Source organism: Streptomyces sp. NPDC060209 (assembly GCF_042728155.1).
GTDB lineage: Bacteria > Actinomycetota > Actinomycetes > Streptomycetales > Streptomycetaceae > Streptomyces.
The window spans coordinates 1-18,741 of the sequence record NZ_JBHWZS010000164.1; the positions used below are offsets into that span (position 1 = coordinate 1).

The window sequence follows — 18,741 nt, forward strand, 5'->3', positions numbered from 1 at the left end:
CCTCCGGGGCCGGCCCACGCGCGGCGGCCGTTTCCCGGGCGTCGCCGAACGCCGTGGCGAGCACGTCCGCCAGAGCCGGGGCGAGCTCCGCGGTCGGCACGGACGCCGCCGGTTCGTGCGCGAAGACATACCTCTCCATGATCACGCCGAACAGGACACTGCGGATCACCGCGGCCCGTACATCGGCCTCGGCGGTGGTGCCGAGGACCTGGGCGAGGGGCTCCCCCACCTGCGTGTCGAGGATCGTGCGCAGCAGCTCGGCGCTCGGGGGGTGGCTGACCGCCGAGCGGATCAGCGCGGGCCACGGGTCGTCGGCGGGCAGCCGGTCCCAGCGGTCGAGGTAGGCGCGGGCGAGGGCGCCCGGCAGGTCTCCCGCCGCACCGCCGGTCGCCGCGAGCACGTCACCGCTGACACCGGCCCCGCTGCCCACAGCCGCACGGAAGAGGCCGTCCTTGGTGCCGAAGTACGCCATCACGAGGCCGGGCGTCACCCCGGCCTCGGCCGCGATGGCCCGTACCCCCACACCCTTGTAGCCGTGTGCGCCGAAGAGGCGCCGCGCCGCGTCGAGGACCGCTCGGCGGTTGCCCGCCGGGTCGTGCGAGCCGGGGCGGCGCTGCACGGCGGGTTCCGGCGCGGCGGGGCGCGCCTCGCCCTCCGCCTGTCGTCGTCGGCTGATGCTCTTGTTCTCTGGATCCACGTGCTTCACATTAAACGGGTGTTTATAAAAACAGTCGTTCAAAATTGGTCACAGAGTGTGGACCGGCCCCGTGCCGGCGGTGAGCGGAAGGCCGCTGCCACCGCGTCGCACGGCGACGATCTCCGCCAGGACCGAGAGGGCGGTCTCCTCGGGGCCCCTGCCGCCCAGGTCGAGGCCGATCGGCGAACGCAGACGGGCGAGTTCGGCCTCGGTCGTGCCGGCCGCCCGGAGCCGTGCGACCCGGTCCTCATGTGTACGGCGGCTTCCCATGGCGCCCACATATCCCGCGACGCCGCGCAGGGCGTGGGTGAGGACCGGGACGTCGAAGCGGGGGTCGTGGGTCAGGACGCACACCGCGGTCGTCGGGCCGACCAGGTCCTCATGGGCGCGGAGCCAGCGGTCCGGCCGGTCGACGACGACCTCGTCGGCTCCCGGGAAGCGCCCGGGATCCGCGAACGCCGGTCTGGCGTCGCAGACGGTCACGCGGTGGCCGAGGGCCGCGCCGAAGTCCGCGAGCGGCCGGGCGAACTCGGCTGCGCCGAAGATGAGCAGCCGGGGCCTGGGAGCGAAGGACTGCACCAGCAGGGCGCGCTCCGGGACGCAGCCAGGGCCGGCCGCCCGCTCTCCCACGTCCGTCCTCCCGCGACCGGCCGCCACCCCCTCCCCCACGGTGACCAGTCCGCTCTCACCGCGGCCGAGCATGCCCTCGGCAGCAAGGGCGGCCAGCCGGCCGTCGGCCGTCCCGACCGCCGAACCGCTCACCGCCCCTCGGCCCACCGCCAGGCTTCCGCCGCCGTCGAGCGGCGTGACGAGTGCGACCGGCACCCCCGCCGCGAGGTCCGCCGAGATCCGGCCCAGCGGCACCTCGGGGCCCACTTCACGGATGAGGACCTCGATCGTCCCACCGCAGGTCAGCCCCACCGCGAAGGCGTCCTCGTCGCCGACCCCCCAGCACTCCACGACCGGCGGGCCCCCCGCGAACACCTCCTCCGCGGCCGCGACCACGGCGGCCTCGACGCATCCGCCGGACACACTGCCGACGATCCGGCCGTCCTCCGCCACCAGCATGGAGGCGCCGGGTCCGTGCGGGGCCGAACCCCAGGTCCGCACCACGGTCGCCATGACGCAGCGGGTTCCGGAGCTCTGCCAGGCCGCGGCCTGGTCGATGACATGTCGCATATCGCTCACCTCGGTCCGTGAAATCTGCCGGAGCCTCTTGCCAACGAGAAACTTTAGTGTAAATCATTTCAGGTACTAGATAGATCTGTGCGTGTCGATCGCACGTAGGCGTGCCGAGCGCCACGGCGTGACGACCATCCGAGAGGCCCGGTGGCAGCAGTTTGAAACCCACACCCTTCGACTACGCCGCTCCCCGAACCGTTGCCGAGGCGATCGCTCTCCTCGCCGACCCGGCGCGGGACGCCAAGGTCGTGGCGGGCGGCCAGTCCCTGATCCCCATGCTGAACATGCGCCTCGCGCGCCCCGAGCTCCTCGTGGACATCACCCGCATCCCCGAGTTGACCCACCTGACGGTCGACGCGTCCGGCGCCCTGCACATCGGCGCCGCCGTCCGGCAGGCCCATGCCGCCGCCGACCCCGCCGTCCGGCACGGATGGCCCCTGCTGGCCGCGGCCATCAAGCACATCGGCCATCCGCAGATCCGCAGCCGCGGCACCGTCTGCGGCAGCCTGGCGCACCACGACCCGGCCGCCGAACTGCCGACGGCGGCGCGGGCGCTGGACGCCCGCTTCGTGATCGCCGGGCCGCACGGCAGCCGCACCGTACCCGCCGAGGACTTCTTCGTCGCCACGTTCTCCACCGCCGTCGGCCAGGACGAGCTGCTCTCGGAGGTCGTCGTCCCCCCGCCGCCCGCGCGGCGCGGCTGGGCCTTCGAGGAACTCACCCGCAGGCACGGCGACTTCGCGTCGGTCGGAGTCGCCGTCCTGCTGGAGCGGGACCCCGGTACGGGCACGGTCCGCACCGCCCGCGTGGTGTTCAGCGGCGCCGGCCCCGTCCCCGTACGTCTGCCCGCCGCCGAGGACGCGCTCGTCGGCACCCTCGTCGGCGAAGAGCCGCTGGCCGCCGCGCGGCGTGCCGCACTCGCCGGCCTCGCCCCGTCCGACGACATCCACGCCAGCGCCGCCCACCGGCGCGAGACCGCCGCCCACCTCCTCGTCCACGCCTGTACGACCGCATGGGAGCGCTGCTGATGACCCCCTCCGTCCCTGTCCCTCTCACCGTCCGCACCCCGCCACTCGCCGAGCCCTCCGGCTGGCACCGGGTCACGCTCACCGTGAACGGCGAGCGGATCACCGCCGAGGTCGAGTCCCGTTTGCTGCTCAGCGACTTCCTGCGCGACCGGCTCGGTCTCACCGGCACCCATGTGGGCTGCGAGCACGGGGTGTGCGGGGCGTGCACCGTGCTCGTCGACGACGAGCCGGTACGCACCTGCCTGACCCTCGCGGTGCAGTGCGACGGTGTCGCGATCCGCACCGTCGAGAGCCTCGCCCCCGGCGACGCCCCTCTCTCCCCCGTCCAGCAGGCCTTCCACGCGTGTCACGGCATGCAGTGCGGCTTCTGCACGCCCGGTTTCGTCATGACGACGACCGCTCTGACCGAACAGCCCGAGCGTCCCGGCGTGGAAGAGGTCGCCGACGCGCTCAGCGGGCACCTTTGCCGGTGCACCGGCTACCGCAACATCCGCCGTGCCGTGTGCCAGGCACTCGACGAGCGCTTCGGGGAGTGACCCGCATGTCCCACGATTCCCACCGGGGCCGGCAGGACGGCGGCAGCTGGATCGGCCGGTCCGTCCCGCGCGTCGAGGACGACCGGCTGCTGCGCGGCAACGGCCGCTACGTCGACGACATCGCCCTGCCGGGTGGCGTCGAGGCGGCGTTCCTGCGCAGCCCGCACGCCCATGCCCGCATCGAGTCCATCGACGTGAAGGCGGCGCTGGAAGCACCCGGCGTCGTCGCCGTGTGGACCGGCGACGACGTCGCCGGCCTGCCGCCCATGCTCAACAAGGAGGAGCTGCGCACTCCGCCCGGCCTCGCCGAACTCCTGGACCCGACGGTCCGGATGACGCCCATGCCCCTGCTGGCGAACGACAAGGTGCTCTACGTCGGTCAGCCCGTCGCCCTCGTCCTGGCCGAGAACCGCTATCTCGCCGAGGACGCGCTCGAACTCGTCGACGTCCGCTACTCCCCGCTGCCCGTGCTCGTCGACCCCGAGGACGCCCTCTCGGCTAAGGCACCACTGCTGCACGAGGACCTGCCGGACAACACGGCCGTGGCCGTCGCGACCCGCGTCGGCGACCCGGACGCCGCCTTCGCCGACGCGCACGCCGTGGTCCGCGAGCGGTTCGAGGCGCACCGCTACGTGGCCTCGCCGATCGAGACCCGCGCGGTCTCGGCCCAGGTGGACCCCTACAGCGGCAGGCTCACCGTCTGGTCGGGGACCCAGACACCCCACCGGCTGCGGGAAGCCATCGCCCACACGCTCGGTCTCCCGGCGGACACCGTCCATGTGATCGCCGCCGACGTGGGTGGCGGCTTCGGGCAGAAGGGCATCCTCTACGTCGAGGAACTCCTCGTGCCGCACGCCGCCCGCCGGCTCGGCCGCCCCGTGCTGTGGCGCGAGGACCGCAACGAGAATCTCACCGCCTCCTCGCACGCCCGCGAGCAGATCCACCACATCGAGCTCGCCGCGGACGCCGAGGGGCACATCGTCGGCGTCCGCGACCGGATCCTGGTGAACTTCGGCGCGTACAACATGACCGGCCTCGTCGTGCCGTACAACTCCCTCTGCCATCTGCTCGGCCCTTACCGCATCCCCCACGTGGACATAGGTGTCACCGGTGTGCTCACCAACACCACGTTCGCCACGCCGTACCGGGGAGCGGGAAGGCCGGAGACGGTGTTCGCGATGGAACGCGCGATGGACCGGCTGGCCGCCGAACTGGGCATCGCACCGGAAGAGCTGAGAGCCCGGAACCTGGTGGGACCGGACGAGATGCCGTACGAGACGGGGCTGGTGGACCGCTCCGGCAGCCCACAGTCGTACGACTCCGGCGACTTCCCCGAGCTCCTGCGCCGCGCCGTGGCGAAAGCGGATGTCGAGGGGGTGCGCGTCCGGCAGCGCGAGGGCGCCCGCGGCGGCAGGCACATCGGCATCGGATTCGCGATGTACATCGAGGCGACCGGCCTCGGACCGTTCGAGACGGCACGTATCGACATCGACCCCACAGGGCGGGTCCGGCTCGCCATAGGCGCCCCCTCCCAGGGCCAGGGGCACCGTACGTCCATGGCGCAGATCGCCGCGGACGCCATCGGGGTGCCCCTCGGCGTCATAGACGTGACCGGGGGCGACACCGATGCCACCCCGTTCGGAGTGGGCACCATCGCCAGCCGCGCCCTGGTCAACGCGGGCAACGCCACCCACCGGGCCGGCCTGCTGGTCCGCGAGAAGATCATCGACGCGGCGGCTCGCCGTCTCGGTGTACCGGCCGGCCTCCTCCACCTGCGCGACGGCGTGGTGGCGGCGAAGGAGCCGGGCGGCCCGTCGATCGGCCTGGCGGAGCTGGCCGGCCGGGCGCCGCTGCCCGGCACGCCGGAACCCACCGACGGCCGGCACGGCACCGAACTCAGCGAGACCGTGCACTTCCGGCCGCCAGGTTTCGCCGTCGCGAGCGGAGCGCACGCGGCCGTGGTGGAGGTGGACGAGCACACCGGCCGAGTCGAGATCCTGCACTACGTCGTCGTCCACGACGCGGGCGTCATCGTCAATCCGATGATCGCGGAAGGCCAGGTCACCGGCGGCATCGCGCAAGGCATCGGCGGCGCGCTGTACGAGGAGATGGTCTACGGGCCCGACGGTCAGCCGAGGACCGGGACCTACATGGACTACCTGGTTCCGACCTCCTCGGAGATCCCCGACCTCGACATGGACGAGCTCTTCACCCCGAGCCCGATGAACGACCTCGGGGTCAAGGGACTCGGGGAGGGCGGTGCGATCGCCCCGCAGGCCGTACTCGCCAACGCCGTCGAGGACGCCCTGCGCCCCTTCGGCGTGGTCGTACGCCGCGGCCCGCTCTCGCCGAGCCGGGTGCGCGACCTGATCCGCACCCCGGCCTCCCCCGCCTGACCGGCCCGCACCTCCACTTCCGAACCCACGAGGGGAAACCCATGCAGCTCGACCACACATTCACCGTTCCTGCCGGTCCCGACGACGCGTGGAAGCTCTTCCACGACCTCGCCCGGGTCGCGCCCTGTATGCCCGGCGCCGTCCTCGACACGCTCGACGGCGACTCGTTCACCGGCCGCGTAAAGGTCAAGATCGGTGCGGTGCAGATGAGTTACCGCGGTGAGGGGACCGTCACGCGCGACGAGGCCGCCCGCTCGATGCACCTTGACCTCAGCGGCAGCGAGACCCGGGGATCGGGCACCGCGTCCGCCAGGGTCACCGCGGCCCTGACCGCCGGCCCGGACGGCACCCGGGTGCACGTACGCACGGAGCTCGACATCACCGGACGTCCGGCACAGTTCGGCCGCGGGATCATGACCGAGGTCGGGGACCGGCTGGTGCGGCAGTTCGCGGACCGCCTCGAGGGCCTCCTGCGCGATCCCGCCCCCGGATCCGCCGGCCCGGCACCGGCCGCCTCCGCAGCTGAGCCGGAGGCCGTGGATCTCGGAGCGGCGGCCCTTCCCGTGCTGCTGAGGAAGGCGGCCGTACCCGCGGCCGCCGTGCTGTTCGCCGTCGTGCTGGTCAGGGTGGTGAGGCGGCGGTCCCGCGGCTGAGCCTCCCATCGCCTCAGCGGTAAGATTCTCAGTGCCGTGAGAAGCCGGGGGGACGCCGGCCGAAGCCGTACAAGGGGATGAGATGGCAGCATCAAGGCCTGGGGACCAGGACGCCGTGGCGAAGGTGGTCGAGGACTGGGCGCGGGAACGGCCGGAGCTGGACACCAGCCCGCTCGAGGTCCTCGCCCGCCTCCACCGCTCCTTCCTGCGCTACAGCACCGGGCTCACCGAATCGATCGAGCGGCACGGTCTGTCCGTGGCGGGCTTCGACGTCCTGACCGCGTTGCGCAGGTCCGGCAAGCCCTACCGGCTGACAGCCGGGCAGCTCGCCGACTCCGGGCTGGTGTCGTCGGCGGGGGTGACCCTGCGGATCGACCGCCTGGAGAAGGACGGCCTCATCGTCCGTGAGCGGGACACCCAGGACCGCAGGGTCGTGTACTCCCGTCTCACCGAGAAGGGCCTCGCCACGGTGGACACGGCGTTCGCCGAGCACCTGGACAACGAGAACCGGATGCTCGGAGGGCTGTCCCCCTCCGAGCGCCGGCAGCTCGCGCGGCTGCTCCGCAAGCTGGAGATCTCGATCCTCGATGCCGACGAGGAGCGGGCCGGCACTGCGCAGTAGCCCGCACGGGCAGCGGCCGTTCAGCCCTTCAGCCGCTCGCCCAGCTCGTCGGCATCGGCGACGAACCAGGTCTGGTTCCCCCGATTGCATTCCCGGACGAAGTCCCGCAGCGCGGAACTGTCCGCCGTATGGCGGGAGACGTCGCCGAGCACGACCAGTCCCAGGCGGTACTGGACGAACTTCTGGACGATGTCACCCGCGACACGGGTCCCCAGCCGGAAGAAGCTCTCGTCGAGACGCTCGGCGGGGATGACGACCCACCGAGCACCCTGGTATCCGCCGTCGCCGATGAGATCCAGGGCCTCGCGTTCCCCCCGGATGGGCTCGCCCTCGGTGGGGCACATCAGGACGGGCACGTCGTGGATGGTCTGCAGGGTGCTCATGGGCGACCAGACTAATGCGGCGCTGTGACGGGGACGCCTCCGATGTCCGACCGCTTCGGGAAGAGCCGGGCCAGTTCCTCCGCCAGGGCCGTGAGCTGGGCGCGCCCGGGGTGTCCTGCGAAGGCCGCGATCTGGAGGAGGGAGCCGCCGCCGCGTACGGTCAGCAGCTCGGTGTCGAGCAGCCCCGGAACGATCCGGCGGATCGCGTCGGTGGCGGCGGGTTCGGCAAGCAGTTCCGCGAGCGGCGTACGGAGGTTGAGGGCGCCCTCGGGGAACTCGTCCGAGCGCGCGGCCGGTTCGCGGGACGTCTCGGCCCGCTCGCGCTGCGCGGCGACCAGCAGATGGACCTCACCGACCTCGTCCGGGTCGTGCGGCAGGCCGAGCCGCGCGTACTGGTCGTCCGGGGCCTCACTCGCGCGCAGGCGCTCCACCAGCAGCCGGATCATGCGCAGTTCGGCGGCGTCGTCGACGAGGGGCTTCTCCTGCTGCGGGTCCGTCTCCAGGTCGAAGAGGAGACTGCCGAAGCGCTGTGGCCCCAGTAGCGGTGAGGGGTTGGCGGCGATCCTGAGCGTGCGTACGCCCTTGGTGAAGCCGAACGGTTCGGCGAGGGTCAGCCCGGACAGCTCCCCGGGGGTGAAGCGGCCGCGGATGCGCGTCGGCATGAGGGTGTGTTCGTACAGCGGCTGGTTGGTGTCGTCATGACAGGCCCGCATGTAGACGTACCGCCCGTCGGTGACGTTCACATGGCCGCCGAACATCCCGAACAGCGCGGATTCACGCGGCTGTTGGGCGTCGGGCGCTTCGCGCAGCGGTCGGCCCTGCATGTCGGGGGTCAGCTCGGCGCCGAAGAGGTCGAGGAGTGTCGGTGCGAGGTCGATCGTCTGGACGAGCGCGCCGTCGCGGCTGCCGTCCCGGTCCGGGCGGCGCGGGTCGTGGACGAAGAGCGGGGTGTGGACGAGTTCGTTGTACCAGGGGGTGACGACCTTCGCCCACCAGCCCTTCTCGCCCAGCAGATAGCCGTGGTCGGTGCAGACGATGAGCATCGTGTCGTCCCACAGTCCGTGGGCGTCCATGGCGTCCAGGACCCGGCCCAGCGAGTGGTCGCACATGGAGAGCAGAGCGGCGTACTCGTAACGGGCGTGCTGCTCCTGGTCGTCGGTCTCTGTGACCCGGTTGTAGTCGGGCCAGTCGAAGTGCGGTCCCTCGTAGTCGTGCGGGTAGAGGTCCTTGTAGTGGTCCTGGGTGAAGAAGGGTTCGTGCGGGTCGAAGGTCTCGATCTGGACGAACCAGTTGTCCTCGGCGTGGTTGGTGCGCAGGAATTCGAGCCCGGCGTCGAAGGTGAGGGTCTGCGGCTGCTTCGCCTCGGTGTCCAGATGCCGGCGGTTGACCCAGTCCTGGCGCCAGGTGTCACCGCGTGTGGAGTGCAGGTCCTCGGGGATCTCCGGGTCGGCGACCTGGCCCTTCCACGCGTCGCCCTCCTGGCCCCGGAAGAACTCCCAGGAGTTGTAGCGGCCGTGGTAGGTGGCGCCGCCGTCCTCCCAGTAGTGCTGGTGGTCGCTGACGAGGTGGGTGTAGACGCCGTGCCGCTTCAGGATCTCGGGCATCGAGTCGTCGAACGGCTCCAGTGGCCCCCATCCCCGGTGCAGGAAGTTGTGGCGTCCGGTGTGCAGCTCCCGGCGGGCCGGCATGCAGGGCATGGACCCCGCGTAGCAGGTGTCGTACGTGACCGTGCGCTCGGCGAGACGCCGGAAGTTCGGGGCGTGGATCCAGTCGGCGCCGTAGGGCGGCAGCAGGTGCCGGTTGAGGCTGTCGAACATCACCATGACTGCCTTCACGAGGTGGTACGTCCTTCCGCGGCGGGGGCGGGTGCGAGGTCGCGGGCACAGCGGAAGCCGCTGTGCCCGGTCGAGGAGTCGGGCGTGTTGTGGGAGCGGGCGGCGACCCGGTAGCGGTTGCAGTACGAGGCGTGGCACAGGTAGGAGCCCCCGCGGATGACGCGTTCGCCGGGCCCGAAGGCGTCGGCACACCACTCCCAGACGTTGCCGGACGTGTTGTGGAGGCCGTAGCCGTTGGGTTCGTACGCCGTGACGGGCACCGTTCCCGTGCGGCCGTCGGGGCGCTCCGAGCGGTGCGGGAACCTTCCCAGCCACGTGTTGCACATCTCGCGGCCGCCGGGGGTGAGATCGTCACCCCACGGATAGCGCGCGCCTTCCAGGCCGCCGCGCGCGGCGTACTCCCATTCCGCCTCGGTGGGCAGCCGGACACCGGCCCAGGCGCAGTAGGCCAGGGCGTCGTCGTGGGAGATGTGGACCACCGGGTGGCCGGCCCGTCCGGCGAGGTCGGAGCCGGGGCCCTCGGGGGCGTCCCAGGAGGCCCCGGAGACGCCGAGCCACCACGGTGCTCCGGCCACCCGGCCGAGGATGCCGCGTTCGGCTGCCGGGTGGACGAGCAGGTGGAACACGTAGGAGCTGCCGTAGCGCTCGGCGTCGGTGCGGTGGCCGGTGGCTTCGGCGAAGACCGCCCAGTCGGCGTTGCTGACGGCGGTGGTGTCGATGGCGAACGGCGCCACGCTCACCTCCCGCACCGGGCCCTCCCTGTCGGCGAGGTAGCCCTCGCCGAACGCGTCGCCCATCCGGAAGGCACCGCCTGGCAGTTCGGCCATCGCCCGGTGGGTGACGGGCGGAGCCGCCGCTTTGGGACGTACGGACGGCGGGGGCAGCAGGGCCGTCCCCGACCCGCCCGTACAGGGGCGCCCCGGGGTGCAGCATGCGCTCATGCGAGGACCTCCGTCCGGTGGGGCCGCGGTGCCTGGGGCACGGGTTCGGGCGCGGCGGCCAGCAGCGCGCGGGTGTACGGGTCACTCGGGTTCTCGCAGATCTCGTCGGCGCTGCCGCTCTCCACGATCCGGCCCTCGTGCATCACGGCGATGCGGTGGCTGACCTGCCGGACGACCGCGAGGTCGTGCGCGATGAAGACCAGGGCCAGGCCCAGGTCGCGCTGGAGGTCGGTGAGGAGGCCGACGATCTGCGCCTGCACCGAGACGTCGAGCGCGGACACGGGCTCGTCGCAGACGAGCACCGACGGTTCGGGGGCGAGCGCCCGGGCGATGCCGATGCGCTGGCGCTGACCGCCGGAGAAGGAGCGCGGGTGCCGGTCGGCGACGGCCGGGTCGAGGCCCGCGAGCCGGAGGAGTTCGGCCACCCGCTCCTCCCGTTCGTCCCGGTTACCCATGCCGAAGGCGAGCAGGGGCTCCGCGACGATCTGGCCGACCGTCATCCGGGGGTTGAGCGAGGCATAGGGGTCCTGGAACACCATCTGGACCTGGCGGCGTACCGCGTGCAGTTCGCGGCGGGAAGGCCGGGTGACGTCCTCGCCCAGCAGCAGCATCCGCCCGCCGTCCGCAGGATGAGCGTGCGCCAGCACGCGGGCCAGGGTGGACTTCCCGGAGCCGGACTCGCCGACGATGCCGAGGGTCTCCCCGGCGGAGAGGGTCAGCGACACCCCGTCGAGTGCGGTGAAGCCCTTCCGTCCCCGTATGCCACGCCCCTTGTACGTCTTGCGGAGCTCCGTGGCCTCCAGGACGACGGCTCCTGGTGCGGGGCGGTCGATACGGGCGGGAGGGGCGGGTGCGGGCAGGGGTTCGGTACGCCCGGCGGCGGGCAGGCAGGCCGCCCGCACCCCGTCCGCCAGTTCGGCGAGCGGAGGTGCCGTGGTGCGGCAGCGGTCCTCGACGAGCGCGCAGCGGTCGGCGAAGGCGCAGCCGTCACCGAGCAGGGTGAGGTCGGGCGGGCTGCCGGGGATGCCGGCGAGCCGGGTGCCCGACGGGGCGGAGAGGCGGGGCACGGCGGCGAGGAGGCCGGCGGTGTACGGGTGACGGGGCCGGGTGAGCACCTCCGTGGTCGGCCCGTCCTCGACGACACTGCCGCCGTACATGACGAGGACGCGTTCGCAGGAGCGGGCGACGACTCCCATGTTGTGGGTGATGAGGACCAGCGCGGTGCCGGTCTCCCGGTTGAGGTCGGCGAGCAGGGTGAGGATCTGGTCCTGGACGGTGGCGTCCAGCGCGGTCGTCGGTTCGTCGGCGAGGAGGATGTCGGGCTCGCCCGCCAGGGCCATGGCGATGAGGATGCGCTGGCGCTGGCCGCCGGAGAACTGGTGCGGATGGTCGTCCACGCGACGGTGCGGTTCGGGGATGCCGACCCTGTCGAGGAGTTCGACGGCGCGGTCCCGGCGCGTGGCCCGGTCGTGGTTCCCGTGGGCGCGGAGCACCTCGTCGAGGTGGCGGCCGGCCGTCATGACGGGGTTGAGGGCCGTCATGGGGTCCTGGAAGATCATGCCGACGCGGGCGCCGCGTACGGCGCGCAGTTCCGCGTCGGTGGCATCGGCCAGGTCCTGGCCGTCCAGCAGGACCGAACCGGTGGTGATGCGGCCGGTGCCGGGCAGCATCCGGGTCAGGGCGAGCGCGGTGGTGGACTTGCCGGAGCCGGACTCGCCGACGACGGCCAGCGTCTCGCCCCGGCGCAGGCTGAAGGACACACCGCGCACGGCGCGCACGGCCGACCCGTCCTCGGACGTGAATTCGACGCCGAGGTCGTGGACTTCGAGGAGGTCCTGAACGGTCATCGGCGAATCTCCCGGTTGAGCGCCTCGGCGACGAGCGAGAGTCCGAGGACGAGCGCGGTCACGGTGATCAGCGGGCCCGCCGCGAAGTGGGGGGCCTCGGAGAGGTAGGGCAGGGACTGGCTCAGCACGGCCCCGAGGGTGGGCTCCGGCGGCCGTACGCCCACGCCGAGGAAGCTCATCGCACCCTCGATGAACACGGCGACGGTCAGCGAGACCGCGACCTGGACGATCAGCGGATCCGCGGCGTTGGGCAGGATGTGCCGGAACAGCACCCGTCGCCCGGAACTCCCGCCGACCCGGGCGGCGGTGACGTATTCCCGCTCCCGCTGGACGAGGACCGAGCCGCGCAGCAGCCGGCCGAAGACCGGGATCTCGGCGAGGGCGATGACGAGGACGACGGGGGTACGACCGGGGCCGAGGATCGCGGTGACGGCGAGCGCCAGGATCAGGCCGGGGAAGGCGAGGACGAGGTCGAAGACGCGCTGCACGACGGTGTCCGCCACCGGATGCGAGGCGGCGACGAGCGCGGCCAGGCAGCCGAGGACCGCACCGAGGGGCACGGCGATCGAGATGATTCCGAGGTCGGCGCGGATGCCGTACAGGACCCGGCTGAGCAGGTCCCGGCCGAGGTCGTCGGTGCCGAGCGGATGCCCGGGGGTGCCGAACGCGGCGAGGCTCTGTGCGCTCTGGTCGGTGGGCCCGTGTCCGGCGAGGAGCGGCGCGAGCAGACCGGCGAGCACGACAGCGCCGACGAGGACGAGGCCGGTGCGGGCGCGTGCGGTGGACAGTGCGGTGCGGTACGGGTGGCGCGGACGGGCCCGGCGGCCCGGCTTGCGGGTGGCTGCGGGAGGGGGCGGGCCGGTGAGGACGGTGTCGGTCGTTGTGGTCAAGGGTCACTCCCACCTGATCCGGGGGTCGAGCCAGGCGTAGATGAGGTCGGTGAAGAGCTGGACGAGGACGAACACGGCGACCAGGAGCAGCAGGAGGTCCTGGACGACGGGGTAGTCACGGCGGATGAGTCCCTGCTCGGCGAGCTGGCCGAGGCCCGGCCAGGCGAAGATCGCCTCGACGAGCACGGCTCCGCCGAGCAGGTGCCCGGTCTGCATGCCGAGCAGGGTGACGACGGGTGGGAGCGCGTTCGGCAGGGCGTGCCGCCACAGAAGCCGGCGCGGCGCGACGCCGGCGGCGGTCGCGGTGCGGATGTAGTCCTCACCCAAGGCGTGCTCGATCCCGTCCTTGAGGTAACGGCCGAGGACCGCTGCGCTGGGGAGGGCGAGGCAGAGCGCGGGCAGTAGCAGGTACTGCACGGCGAGGTCGGGGGCCTCGAAGAAGGCGATCCTGCCGCCCGGGGGCAGCACGCCCAGGATCACGGCGAAGAGCAGCACGAGCACGACGCCGCTGATGAAGGGCGGCACGGCGAGGGCGGCGGTCGTGGTCACCCGGATCGCCGACCGGATCCAGCGGCTTCGGGAGGTGGCGCCCAGTACGCCGAAGGCTGTACCGAGAAGGACCACGAACAGCAGAGCGGCCAGAGTGAGTTCGACCGTGGCGCCGAGCCCGTCCCGGATCAGGTCGGACGTCTGTCCGCCGATCGCGTACGAGGGGCCGAGGTCGCCCGTCACCAGCGAGCCGATCCAGTGCGTGTACTGCGTGAGGAGCGGCGCGTCGAGGCCGAGCCGGTCCCGGATCGCGGCGACGGTGGCCGCGTCGGCGTCGGGTCCCGCGAGGGTCGTGGCGGGGTCACCGGGGACGAGCCGCAGGATGGTGAAGATCAGGAACGAGGCGACGAGGAGGACGAGGAAGGCGGAGGGAAGCCTCCGGAGCAGGTAGGTGCGCATGTCACACCAGGTAGGCGTCGTCGAGGTTGAGATACGAGAACTTGTTCAGTGTGACGCCGTGCAGTCCGGCGGCGGAGACCTGGACCTGGCCCCGTACGACGAGGTCGATGATGAAGGCCTCGTCCAGCAGGATGCCGGAGATCTTCTCGTGCAGGGCGTTGGCCGCCGCCGCGGTCGGCTCAGGCTTCGTCCATGCCTCCCGCACCACCTCGGTGTACTCGTCCGACCGGTACCTGGAGGTGTTCTTGGCCTCGTTGAACGGATAGGCGCTCACCGCCAGCGTGGAGGGCTGGATCTGCGCGAACCCGTGTCCCATGGTCCACAGCGCGGGCATGTCCTGGGAGATCAGCTTCTTCTGCCCGGTGGCCGGGTCGGTGGGCTGGAGCGTGACGTGGACCCCCACCTGCTCGAGGTCGTACTGGAGGGACTCGGCGATCGCGGTCTCGCTGGGAAGCGCCAGGTGGAGCAGGGGCAGTTCGAGCTTGGTGTGACCGGCGGACCGGAGCAGTTCCCGGGCCTTGCCGGGGTCGTGGGAGTAGTGGGTGCGGTGGGCCTCGGTGAAGGCCGGCGAGGACTTGGGCCAGGGGGCGGCGGAGGCGAGCCCGTAGCCGCCGAGGGTCTGCGCGAGCAGCCGGTCGCGGTCGAGGGCCCAGGCGAGGGCGTGCCGGACCGTCCGGTCGTTCAGCGGCGCGACGGTCGTGTTGACGCCGAGGTAGATGGCTCCGGCGCCCGTGTCGTAGTCGGTGACGGTGAGCCGCTTGTCACTCTTGACGGTGCCGAGATTCTTGCCGGGCACGTTGAAGGAGAGCTGGGACTGGCCCGAGCGCAGGGACGAGATCAGCGCGTCGGCCTGGGGTATCACCCGCAGTTCGACTCCGTCGAGGTAGGGACGGCCGGGCTGCCAGTAGCCGTCGTACCGCGTCAGGCTCAGACCGGAGCCGGGACTCCACTTCTTGAGCTCGAACGGGCCGGTGCCGATGAGCTTCCTGCCCGCGACGGCGTCCTCGACCGTGTCCGGATCGGTGATGATCATGAACTCGAAGAGGTCGAAGAGGTTGTTCACCGGATGCGCCAGCTTGAGCACCAGCTCGTGGTCACCTCGCTTCTCGAAGCCGGTGACGGTGGCTGCGGTGCTGCGCAACTGTGCTGCTCGTACCGGGTTCTGAAGGTTCTTCACCGCGAAGACGACGTCGTCCGCGGTGAACTTGCGGCCGTTGTGGAACGTTACGTCGTCGCGCAGCCGCAGCGTGATGCTGCGCCCGTCCTTCGCGTACGTCCAGGAGGCGGCCAGTTCCGGCTTCGGACTGAGCCTGTCGTCGTAGCGGGTCAGGGTGTTGTAGATCAGCCTGTGCTGCAGGGACTGCTGGCTCTGCGAGAAGAGCAGGCCGGGCGTGAAGTCGTTGTTGACGGCGACGTCGAGGATGCCGCCGCGCTTGGGGGCGGCATCCGGGCTCCGGGTGTCGGACGAGGCCTCCGAGACCGCCGAGCGGCAGCCCGACAGGCCCAGTCCGAGAAGCAGGGTGCCGCCGCCCGCGGCGCGCAGTGCCGAGCGCCGGGACGGTCCGGTGGGCGTGGAGGGGTACAGCTCGGTCATCGAAGCCTGCCTGTGACGGTGAGGGAGGGTGGTGGAGCGGGGCGCGTTCGCGCATTGATTCCGCTGCGGCACGAATTGAGGGTGTGAGCGTGCGCCTCGAAGGACGCACGGTCCCGACGGGGTTGCCGGTTCGCTGATCAGGCCGGAAGGAAGCGGCGGGACCCCGGACGACGGCACCGGACGGGAGCAGTGCTCCACCCGTGAGGCGTCAGGGGGACCCGTTCCGGGCCTGAGGGGAGAAGGTGAGGATCAGTCGCGGACAGCACAGACCGCGCTGGCCTGTCGACAGAGGTCGACGTGCCTGCGGGAGACAAGGCGTATGTCCGGGTTCACGGGAGCAATATGACAGTGGCTCCGCCGGACGGTCAACCCGCCCTGTCCGCATCCTGGTACGCGGCCCGTCTCCCGCCCCTCCGCCCCGCAGTCAGCGCTCGATGGTCGCCAAAGGGCTTCTGAACAGGGGGTTCAGCAGGATCGTGCCCGCCGCGACGGGCAGAGTGGCCGTCCCGGCATGCGGACTGACGATGCGTTCGGGATCCCGGCAGACATGGGAGAGATCGACCGCGGCACCGCGGATCTCCTCGAGGTAGTCCGGGTTGAGCAGGCTGGAGTGTTCGGTGACCACGACCAGATCGGGGTTGAGGACGTCGAGCAGCAGAGCAGCCGCCCGGCCGACCGCGCGGGCCCGCTCACGCAGCAGCCTGTCCGCGCGCCGGTCCCCCGCCGCCGCCGCGTCCACCACCAGGAAGACGTCCGGCTCGGGCACGATGCCGCGGCGCACGGCGGTCAGCGCGATCGCCGTGTTGGACGCCGTCGCCTCCAGGCATCCGGTCCTCCCGCAGGGGCAGGGCGTCGTGGAGTCCGGCACGGGCAGATGGGCCACGTCGCCCGCGCCGGACCCGGGCCCCTGATGGACCACCCCGGCGATGCCCAGGGCCGCGTCGACCACGTTGCCGACGAACAGATGGACCAGGCTGCGTCGGGCCGCGGGCCTGCCGAAGAGGATCTCCGACTGGGCGATGGCACGGGCGTGGTTGTCGATCCGCACCTCGATTCCGCCCAGGCCACGGGCGAGTTCGGCGGCGAGCGGGCGCTGGTGCCAGCCCAGCGCGTCATGCCGCACCGCCGTCCCCGTCCCTGGATCCACCCACCCGCCCAGCGCCGCGCCCACCCCGAGCAGGGGACGGCCCAGGACCGTGTCGTCGAGGAACCCCCGCATTCCGTCGACGATCCGTCGTGACATGTCCCCGGGAGCGATGCCGTCGTGCGAAAGGTGGCGCCGGGCGAGCAGCCGGCCCCGCAGGTCCATGAGGCCGAACGTCGACGCGGGCACTCCGATGTGGACGCCGCCCGCCACCGGACCCGCCGCTTCGCCCTGCCCCTCGGCCGCGCCGGTGTGCAGGTCGATGGGGATCTGCGGCCTGCCGACACCGCTGCTCTCCACGAGTTCGGGCAGTTCTCTCACCAGGCCCAGACGGACGAGGTCGGTGCACTGCCGCGAGACGGCGGCCGGGCTGAGGCCGCAGAGCTCGGCGATCGTCCGGCGGGCGACGGGCCCGTGGTCGAGCACCGTGCGCAGCACGGTGGCGGCGTTGGTCTCGCGGCGGCCGTCGCCGGTCGCCCGGGAGATCTGAGGGGCGGCTGTCATGGAGGGCCTTCCTTCGGTCCTGCGACGCGGGACGGTCGCAACATTACGGCGGCGTGAAATCGGTCCGGCCATCGCGCCCGGTTCGCCGGCAGGGTGCGCACCCTGTACGCCACCGAGGAAAGAACCGCAGGTCGGATGCAGTTTGACGAGGTGCCGCGGGAGGCGGTGCGGGCGTCGTGCGAGCGCCGATTCAACCACTGCCGGGCTCGCTTCGACGGACGGACGGGTGCTTGACGTCCGCCGTGGGGCGCTGGAAGTCTCCGGGGCATGTTCGCGACGGCCGTTTCCGATGCGCGGCCCGCCCACGCCGGCCGCACCACCACGCCGACGGCGTGTCCGGGCCGCTGTACCGCCGTCTGACCCGGCGAACCTCCCGCCCGTAGGACCGAAGGCTCCGTCCCGCACCACGGCTCCGCCACATCCTCAGCGCTCCACACCTCTCGCGCCCACCGCTCGGCCGATTACTTCCTCTCCAAGATTAATCAATGACCGATCTTGGGCGATCCCGAATCCCCGAAGGGAATCCCGTCATGTCATCAGCAACCACCGCCCCCGCAACCACCGTCACCGTCCAGAAGGTCGGCGGCCGGATCGGCGCCGTCATCTCCGGGGTGCGCCTCGGCGGGGACCTCGACGCCGCGACGGTCGCCGAGATTCGGGCCGCGCTGCTGGCCAACAAGGTCGTGTTCTTCCGGGGCCAGGACCATCTGGACGAGGACAGCCACGAGGCGTTCGGCCGGCTGCTCGGTACGCCGGTCGCCCACCCCACCGTCCCGTCCGCCGACGGCCGTTACTCGCTCGGCATCGACTCCGACCACGGCGGCCGGGCCAACCAGTGGCACACGGATGTGACCTTCGTGCCCGCCTATCCGGCCTTCTCGATCCTGCGTGCCGTCGTCATCCCGCCGTACGGCGGCAACACCCTGTGGTCCAACACGGGCGCCGCGTACGCCGAACTGCCGGAGCCGCTGCGCGTGCTCGCCGACAGCCTGCGCGCGGTCCACTCCAACGACTACGACTACGTGGCCCTGCGCCCCGACGCCCGCCCAGAGGCCCTCGCCCAGTACCGGAAGGTGTTCACCTCGACGAAGTTCCTCACCGAGCACCCCGTGGTGCGCGTCCACCCCGAGACCGGCGAACGCGTGCTGCTGCTCGGCAACTTCGTCCAGCGCATCAGCGGACTGACCGGTCGCGACTCCCGCGCGCTCCTCGACCTGTTCCAGTCGCACATCGAGCGTCCCGAGAACACCGTGCGCTGGCAGTGGCAGACCGGCGACGTCGCCATCTGGGACAACCGCGCGACCCAGCACTACGGCGTGGACGACTCCGACGCCCACGAGCGCAAGCTCCGCCGCGTCACCATCGACGGCGACATCCCCGTCGGCACCGACGGCCGCTCCTCGACGCTCATCAGCCCGGAGGAGGTGCCCGACCCCGCGTTCGGCATCGCGTCCGGCGCCTCGACGGCCGAAGCGGCGGAGAAGACGCACGCATGAGCGGGCACGGTGACGCACCCGCCCCGGCGGACGGTGCCCCGGCAC

At 71.9% G+C, this 18,741-nt stretch carries 17 protein-coding genes; 6 read left to right on the forward strand and 11 right to left on the reverse strand.

Going from position 1 to position 18,741, the window contains the following annotated elements; translation table 11 throughout:
- Both ACFWFI_RS26800 and ACFWFI_RS26805 read right to left on the reverse strand, forming a co-directional pair.
- The coding region (locus ACFWFI_RS26800; protein WP_387394814.1) for a TetR/AcrR family transcriptional regulator at positions 1 to 697 on the reverse strand (697 nt) is incomplete at its 3' end.
- Between the two features lie 48 nt (positions 698 to 745).
- The gene (locus ACFWFI_RS26805) at positions 746 to 1,876 is read right to left on the reverse strand and encodes an XdhC family protein (protein ID WP_387394816.1); all 1,131 of its coding nucleotides are present in this window, start codon (positions 1,874 to 1,876) and stop codon (positions 746 to 748) included.
- Between the two features lie 161 nt (positions 1,877 to 2,037).
- Here ACFWFI_RS26805 and ACFWFI_RS26810 point away from each other — a divergent pair, with 161 nt between their 5' ends.
- From ACFWFI_RS26810 to ACFWFI_RS26830, 5 genes are all read left to right on the forward strand, one after another.
- A complete protein-coding gene (locus ACFWFI_RS26810) occupies positions 2,038 to 2,907 on the forward strand; it encodes an FAD binding domain-containing protein (RefSeq protein ID WP_387394818.1) in 870 nt (289 codons plus the stop codon).
- Positions 2,907 to 3,443, forward strand: coding sequence for a (2Fe-2S)-binding protein (locus tag ACFWFI_RS26815; RefSeq protein ID WP_387394820.1), 537 nt, complete (start codon positions 2,907 to 2,909; stop codon positions 3,441 to 3,443). Before ACFWFI_RS26810 ends, ACFWFI_RS26815 begins: the two co-directional genes overlap by 1 nt.
- Before the next feature lie 5 nt (positions 3,444 to 3,448).
- Positions 3,449 to 5,839, forward strand: coding sequence for a xanthine dehydrogenase family protein molybdopterin-binding subunit (locus ACFWFI_RS26820; RefSeq protein ID WP_387394822.1), 2,391 nt, complete (start codon positions 3,449 to 3,451; stop codon positions 5,837 to 5,839).
- Between the two features lie 41 nt (positions 5,840 to 5,880).
- Entirely contained in the window at positions 5,881 to 6,492 is a 612-nt protein-coding gene (locus ACFWFI_RS26825; RefSeq protein WP_387394824.1) for an SRPBCC family protein, read from the forward strand.
- An 82-nt stretch (positions 6,493 to 6,574) separates the two neighbouring features.
- On the forward strand, positions 6,575 to 7,114 hold the full coding sequence (locus ACFWFI_RS26830) for a MarR family winged helix-turn-helix transcriptional regulator (protein WP_387394826.1): 540 nt from the start codon (positions 6,575 to 6,577) through the stop codon (positions 7,112 to 7,114).
- 20 nt (positions 7,115 to 7,134) lie between these two features.
- Here the strand turns inward: ACFWFI_RS26830 and ACFWFI_RS26835 are convergent, their stop codons facing one another.
- From ACFWFI_RS26835 to ACFWFI_RS26875, 9 genes are all read right to left on the reverse strand, one after another.
- Positions 7,135 to 7,497, reverse strand: coding sequence for a DUF4180 domain-containing protein (locus ACFWFI_RS26835; protein ID WP_387394828.1), 363 nt, complete (start codon positions 7,495 to 7,497; stop codon positions 7,135 to 7,137).
- A gap of 11 nt (positions 7,498 to 7,508) precedes the next feature.
- Positions 7,509 to 9,332, reverse strand: coding sequence for a sulfatase-like hydrolase/transferase (locus ACFWFI_RS26840; RefSeq protein WP_387394830.1), 1,824 nt, complete (start codon positions 9,330 to 9,332; stop codon positions 7,509 to 7,511).
- Complete coding sequence (locus ACFWFI_RS26845; protein ID WP_387394832.1) at positions 9,329 to 10,159, reverse strand: formylglycine-generating enzyme family protein; 831 nt, start codon at positions 10,157 to 10,159, stop codon at positions 9,329 to 9,331. The genes ACFWFI_RS26840 and ACFWFI_RS26845 overlap by 4 nt, the downstream gene beginning before the upstream one ends.
- 110 nt (positions 10,160 to 10,269) lie before the next feature.
- Positions 10,270 to 12,120, reverse strand: coding sequence for an ABC transporter ATP-binding protein (locus ACFWFI_RS26850; RefSeq protein WP_387394834.1), 1,851 nt, complete (start codon positions 12,118 to 12,120; stop codon positions 10,270 to 10,272).
- Positions 12,117 to 13,010: an ABC transporter permease gene (locus tag ACFWFI_RS26855; protein WP_387394835.1), complete on the reverse strand. Its 894-nt coding sequence runs from the start codon at positions 13,008 to 13,010 to the stop codon at positions 12,117 to 12,119. Before ACFWFI_RS26855 ends, ACFWFI_RS26850 begins: the two co-directional genes overlap by 4 nt.
- A 3-nt stretch (positions 13,011 to 13,013) precedes the next feature.
- Complete coding sequence (locus ACFWFI_RS26860; protein WP_387394836.1) at positions 13,014 to 13,958, reverse strand: ABC transporter permease; 945 nt, start codon at positions 13,956 to 13,958, stop codon at positions 13,014 to 13,016.
- 1 nt (position 13,959) lies between these two features.
- Positions 13,960 to 15,552: an ABC transporter substrate-binding protein gene (locus ACFWFI_RS26865; RefSeq protein ID WP_387394837.1), complete on the reverse strand. Its 1,593-nt coding sequence runs from the start codon at positions 15,550 to 15,552 to the stop codon at positions 13,960 to 13,962.
- 249 nt (positions 15,553 to 15,801) lie between these two features.
- Positions 15,802 to 15,885: a putative leader peptide gene (locus tag ACFWFI_RS26870; protein ID WP_387394842.1), complete on the reverse strand. Its 84-nt coding sequence runs from the start codon at positions 15,883 to 15,885 to the stop codon at positions 15,802 to 15,804.
- Positions 15,886 to 15,976: 91 nt separating this feature from the next.
- Positions 15,977 to 17,200: an ROK family transcriptional regulator gene (locus ACFWFI_RS26875; protein WP_387394838.1), complete on the reverse strand. Its 1,224-nt coding sequence runs from the start codon at positions 17,198 to 17,200 to the stop codon at positions 15,977 to 15,979.
- A 530-nt stretch (positions 17,201 to 17,730) separates the two neighbouring features.
- Between ACFWFI_RS26875 and ACFWFI_RS26880 the strand changes: the two genes are divergently transcribed.
- Complete coding sequence (locus ACFWFI_RS26880) at positions 17,731 to 18,696, forward strand: TauD/TfdA dioxygenase family protein (protein WP_387394840.1); 966 nt, start codon at positions 17,731 to 17,733, stop codon at positions 18,694 to 18,696.
- Positions 18,697 to 18,741 lie beyond the last annotated feature (45 nt).

Bases quoted from the DNA above. Each gene is read 5' to 3' on its own strand.
- ACFWFI_RS26805 (WP_387394816.1), bottom strand. From the start codon at position 1,876: ATGCGACATGTCATCGACCAGGCCGCGGCCTGGCAGAGCTCCGGAACC.
- ACFWFI_RS26815 (WP_387394820.1), top strand. From the start codon at position 2,907: ATGACCCCCTCCGTCCCTGTCCCTCTCACCGTCCGCACCCCGCCACTC.
- ACFWFI_RS26820 (WP_387394822.1), top strand. From the start codon at position 3,449: ATGTCCCACGATTCCCACCGGGGCCGGCAGGACGGCGGCAGCTGGATC.
- ACFWFI_RS26825 (WP_387394824.1), top strand. From the start codon at position 5,881: ATGCAGCTCGACCACACATTCACCGTTCCTGCCGGTCCCGACGACGCG.
- ACFWFI_RS26830 (WP_387394826.1), top strand. From the start codon at position 6,575: ATGGCAGCATCAAGGCCTGGGGACCAGGACGCCGTGGCGAAGGTGGTC.
- ACFWFI_RS26835 (WP_387394828.1), bottom strand. From the start codon at position 7,497: ATGAGCACCCTGCAGACCATCCACGACGTGCCCGTCCTGATGTGCCCC.
- ACFWFI_RS26845 (WP_387394832.1), bottom strand. From the start codon at position 10,159: ATGGCCGAACTGCCAGGCGGTGCCTTCCGGATGGGCGACGCGTTCGGC.
- ACFWFI_RS26850 (WP_387394834.1), bottom strand. From the start codon at position 12,120: ATGACCGTTCAGGACCTCCTCGAAGTCCACGACCTCGGCGTCGAATTC.
- ACFWFI_RS26860 (WP_387394836.1), bottom strand. From the start codon at position 13,958: ATGCGCACCTACCTGCTCCGGAGGCTTCCCTCCGCCTTCCTCGTCCTC.
- ACFWFI_RS26865 (WP_387394837.1), bottom strand. From the start codon at position 15,552: ATGACCGAGCTGTACCCCTCCACGCCCACCGGACCGTCCCGGCGCTCG.
- ACFWFI_RS26875 (WP_387394838.1), bottom strand. From the start codon at position 17,200: ATGACAGCCGCCCCTCAGATCTCCCGGGCGACCGGCGACGGCCGCCGC.
- ACFWFI_RS26880 (WP_387394840.1), top strand. From the start codon at position 17,731: ATGTCATCAGCAACCACCGCCCCCGCAACCACCGTCACCGTCCAGAAG.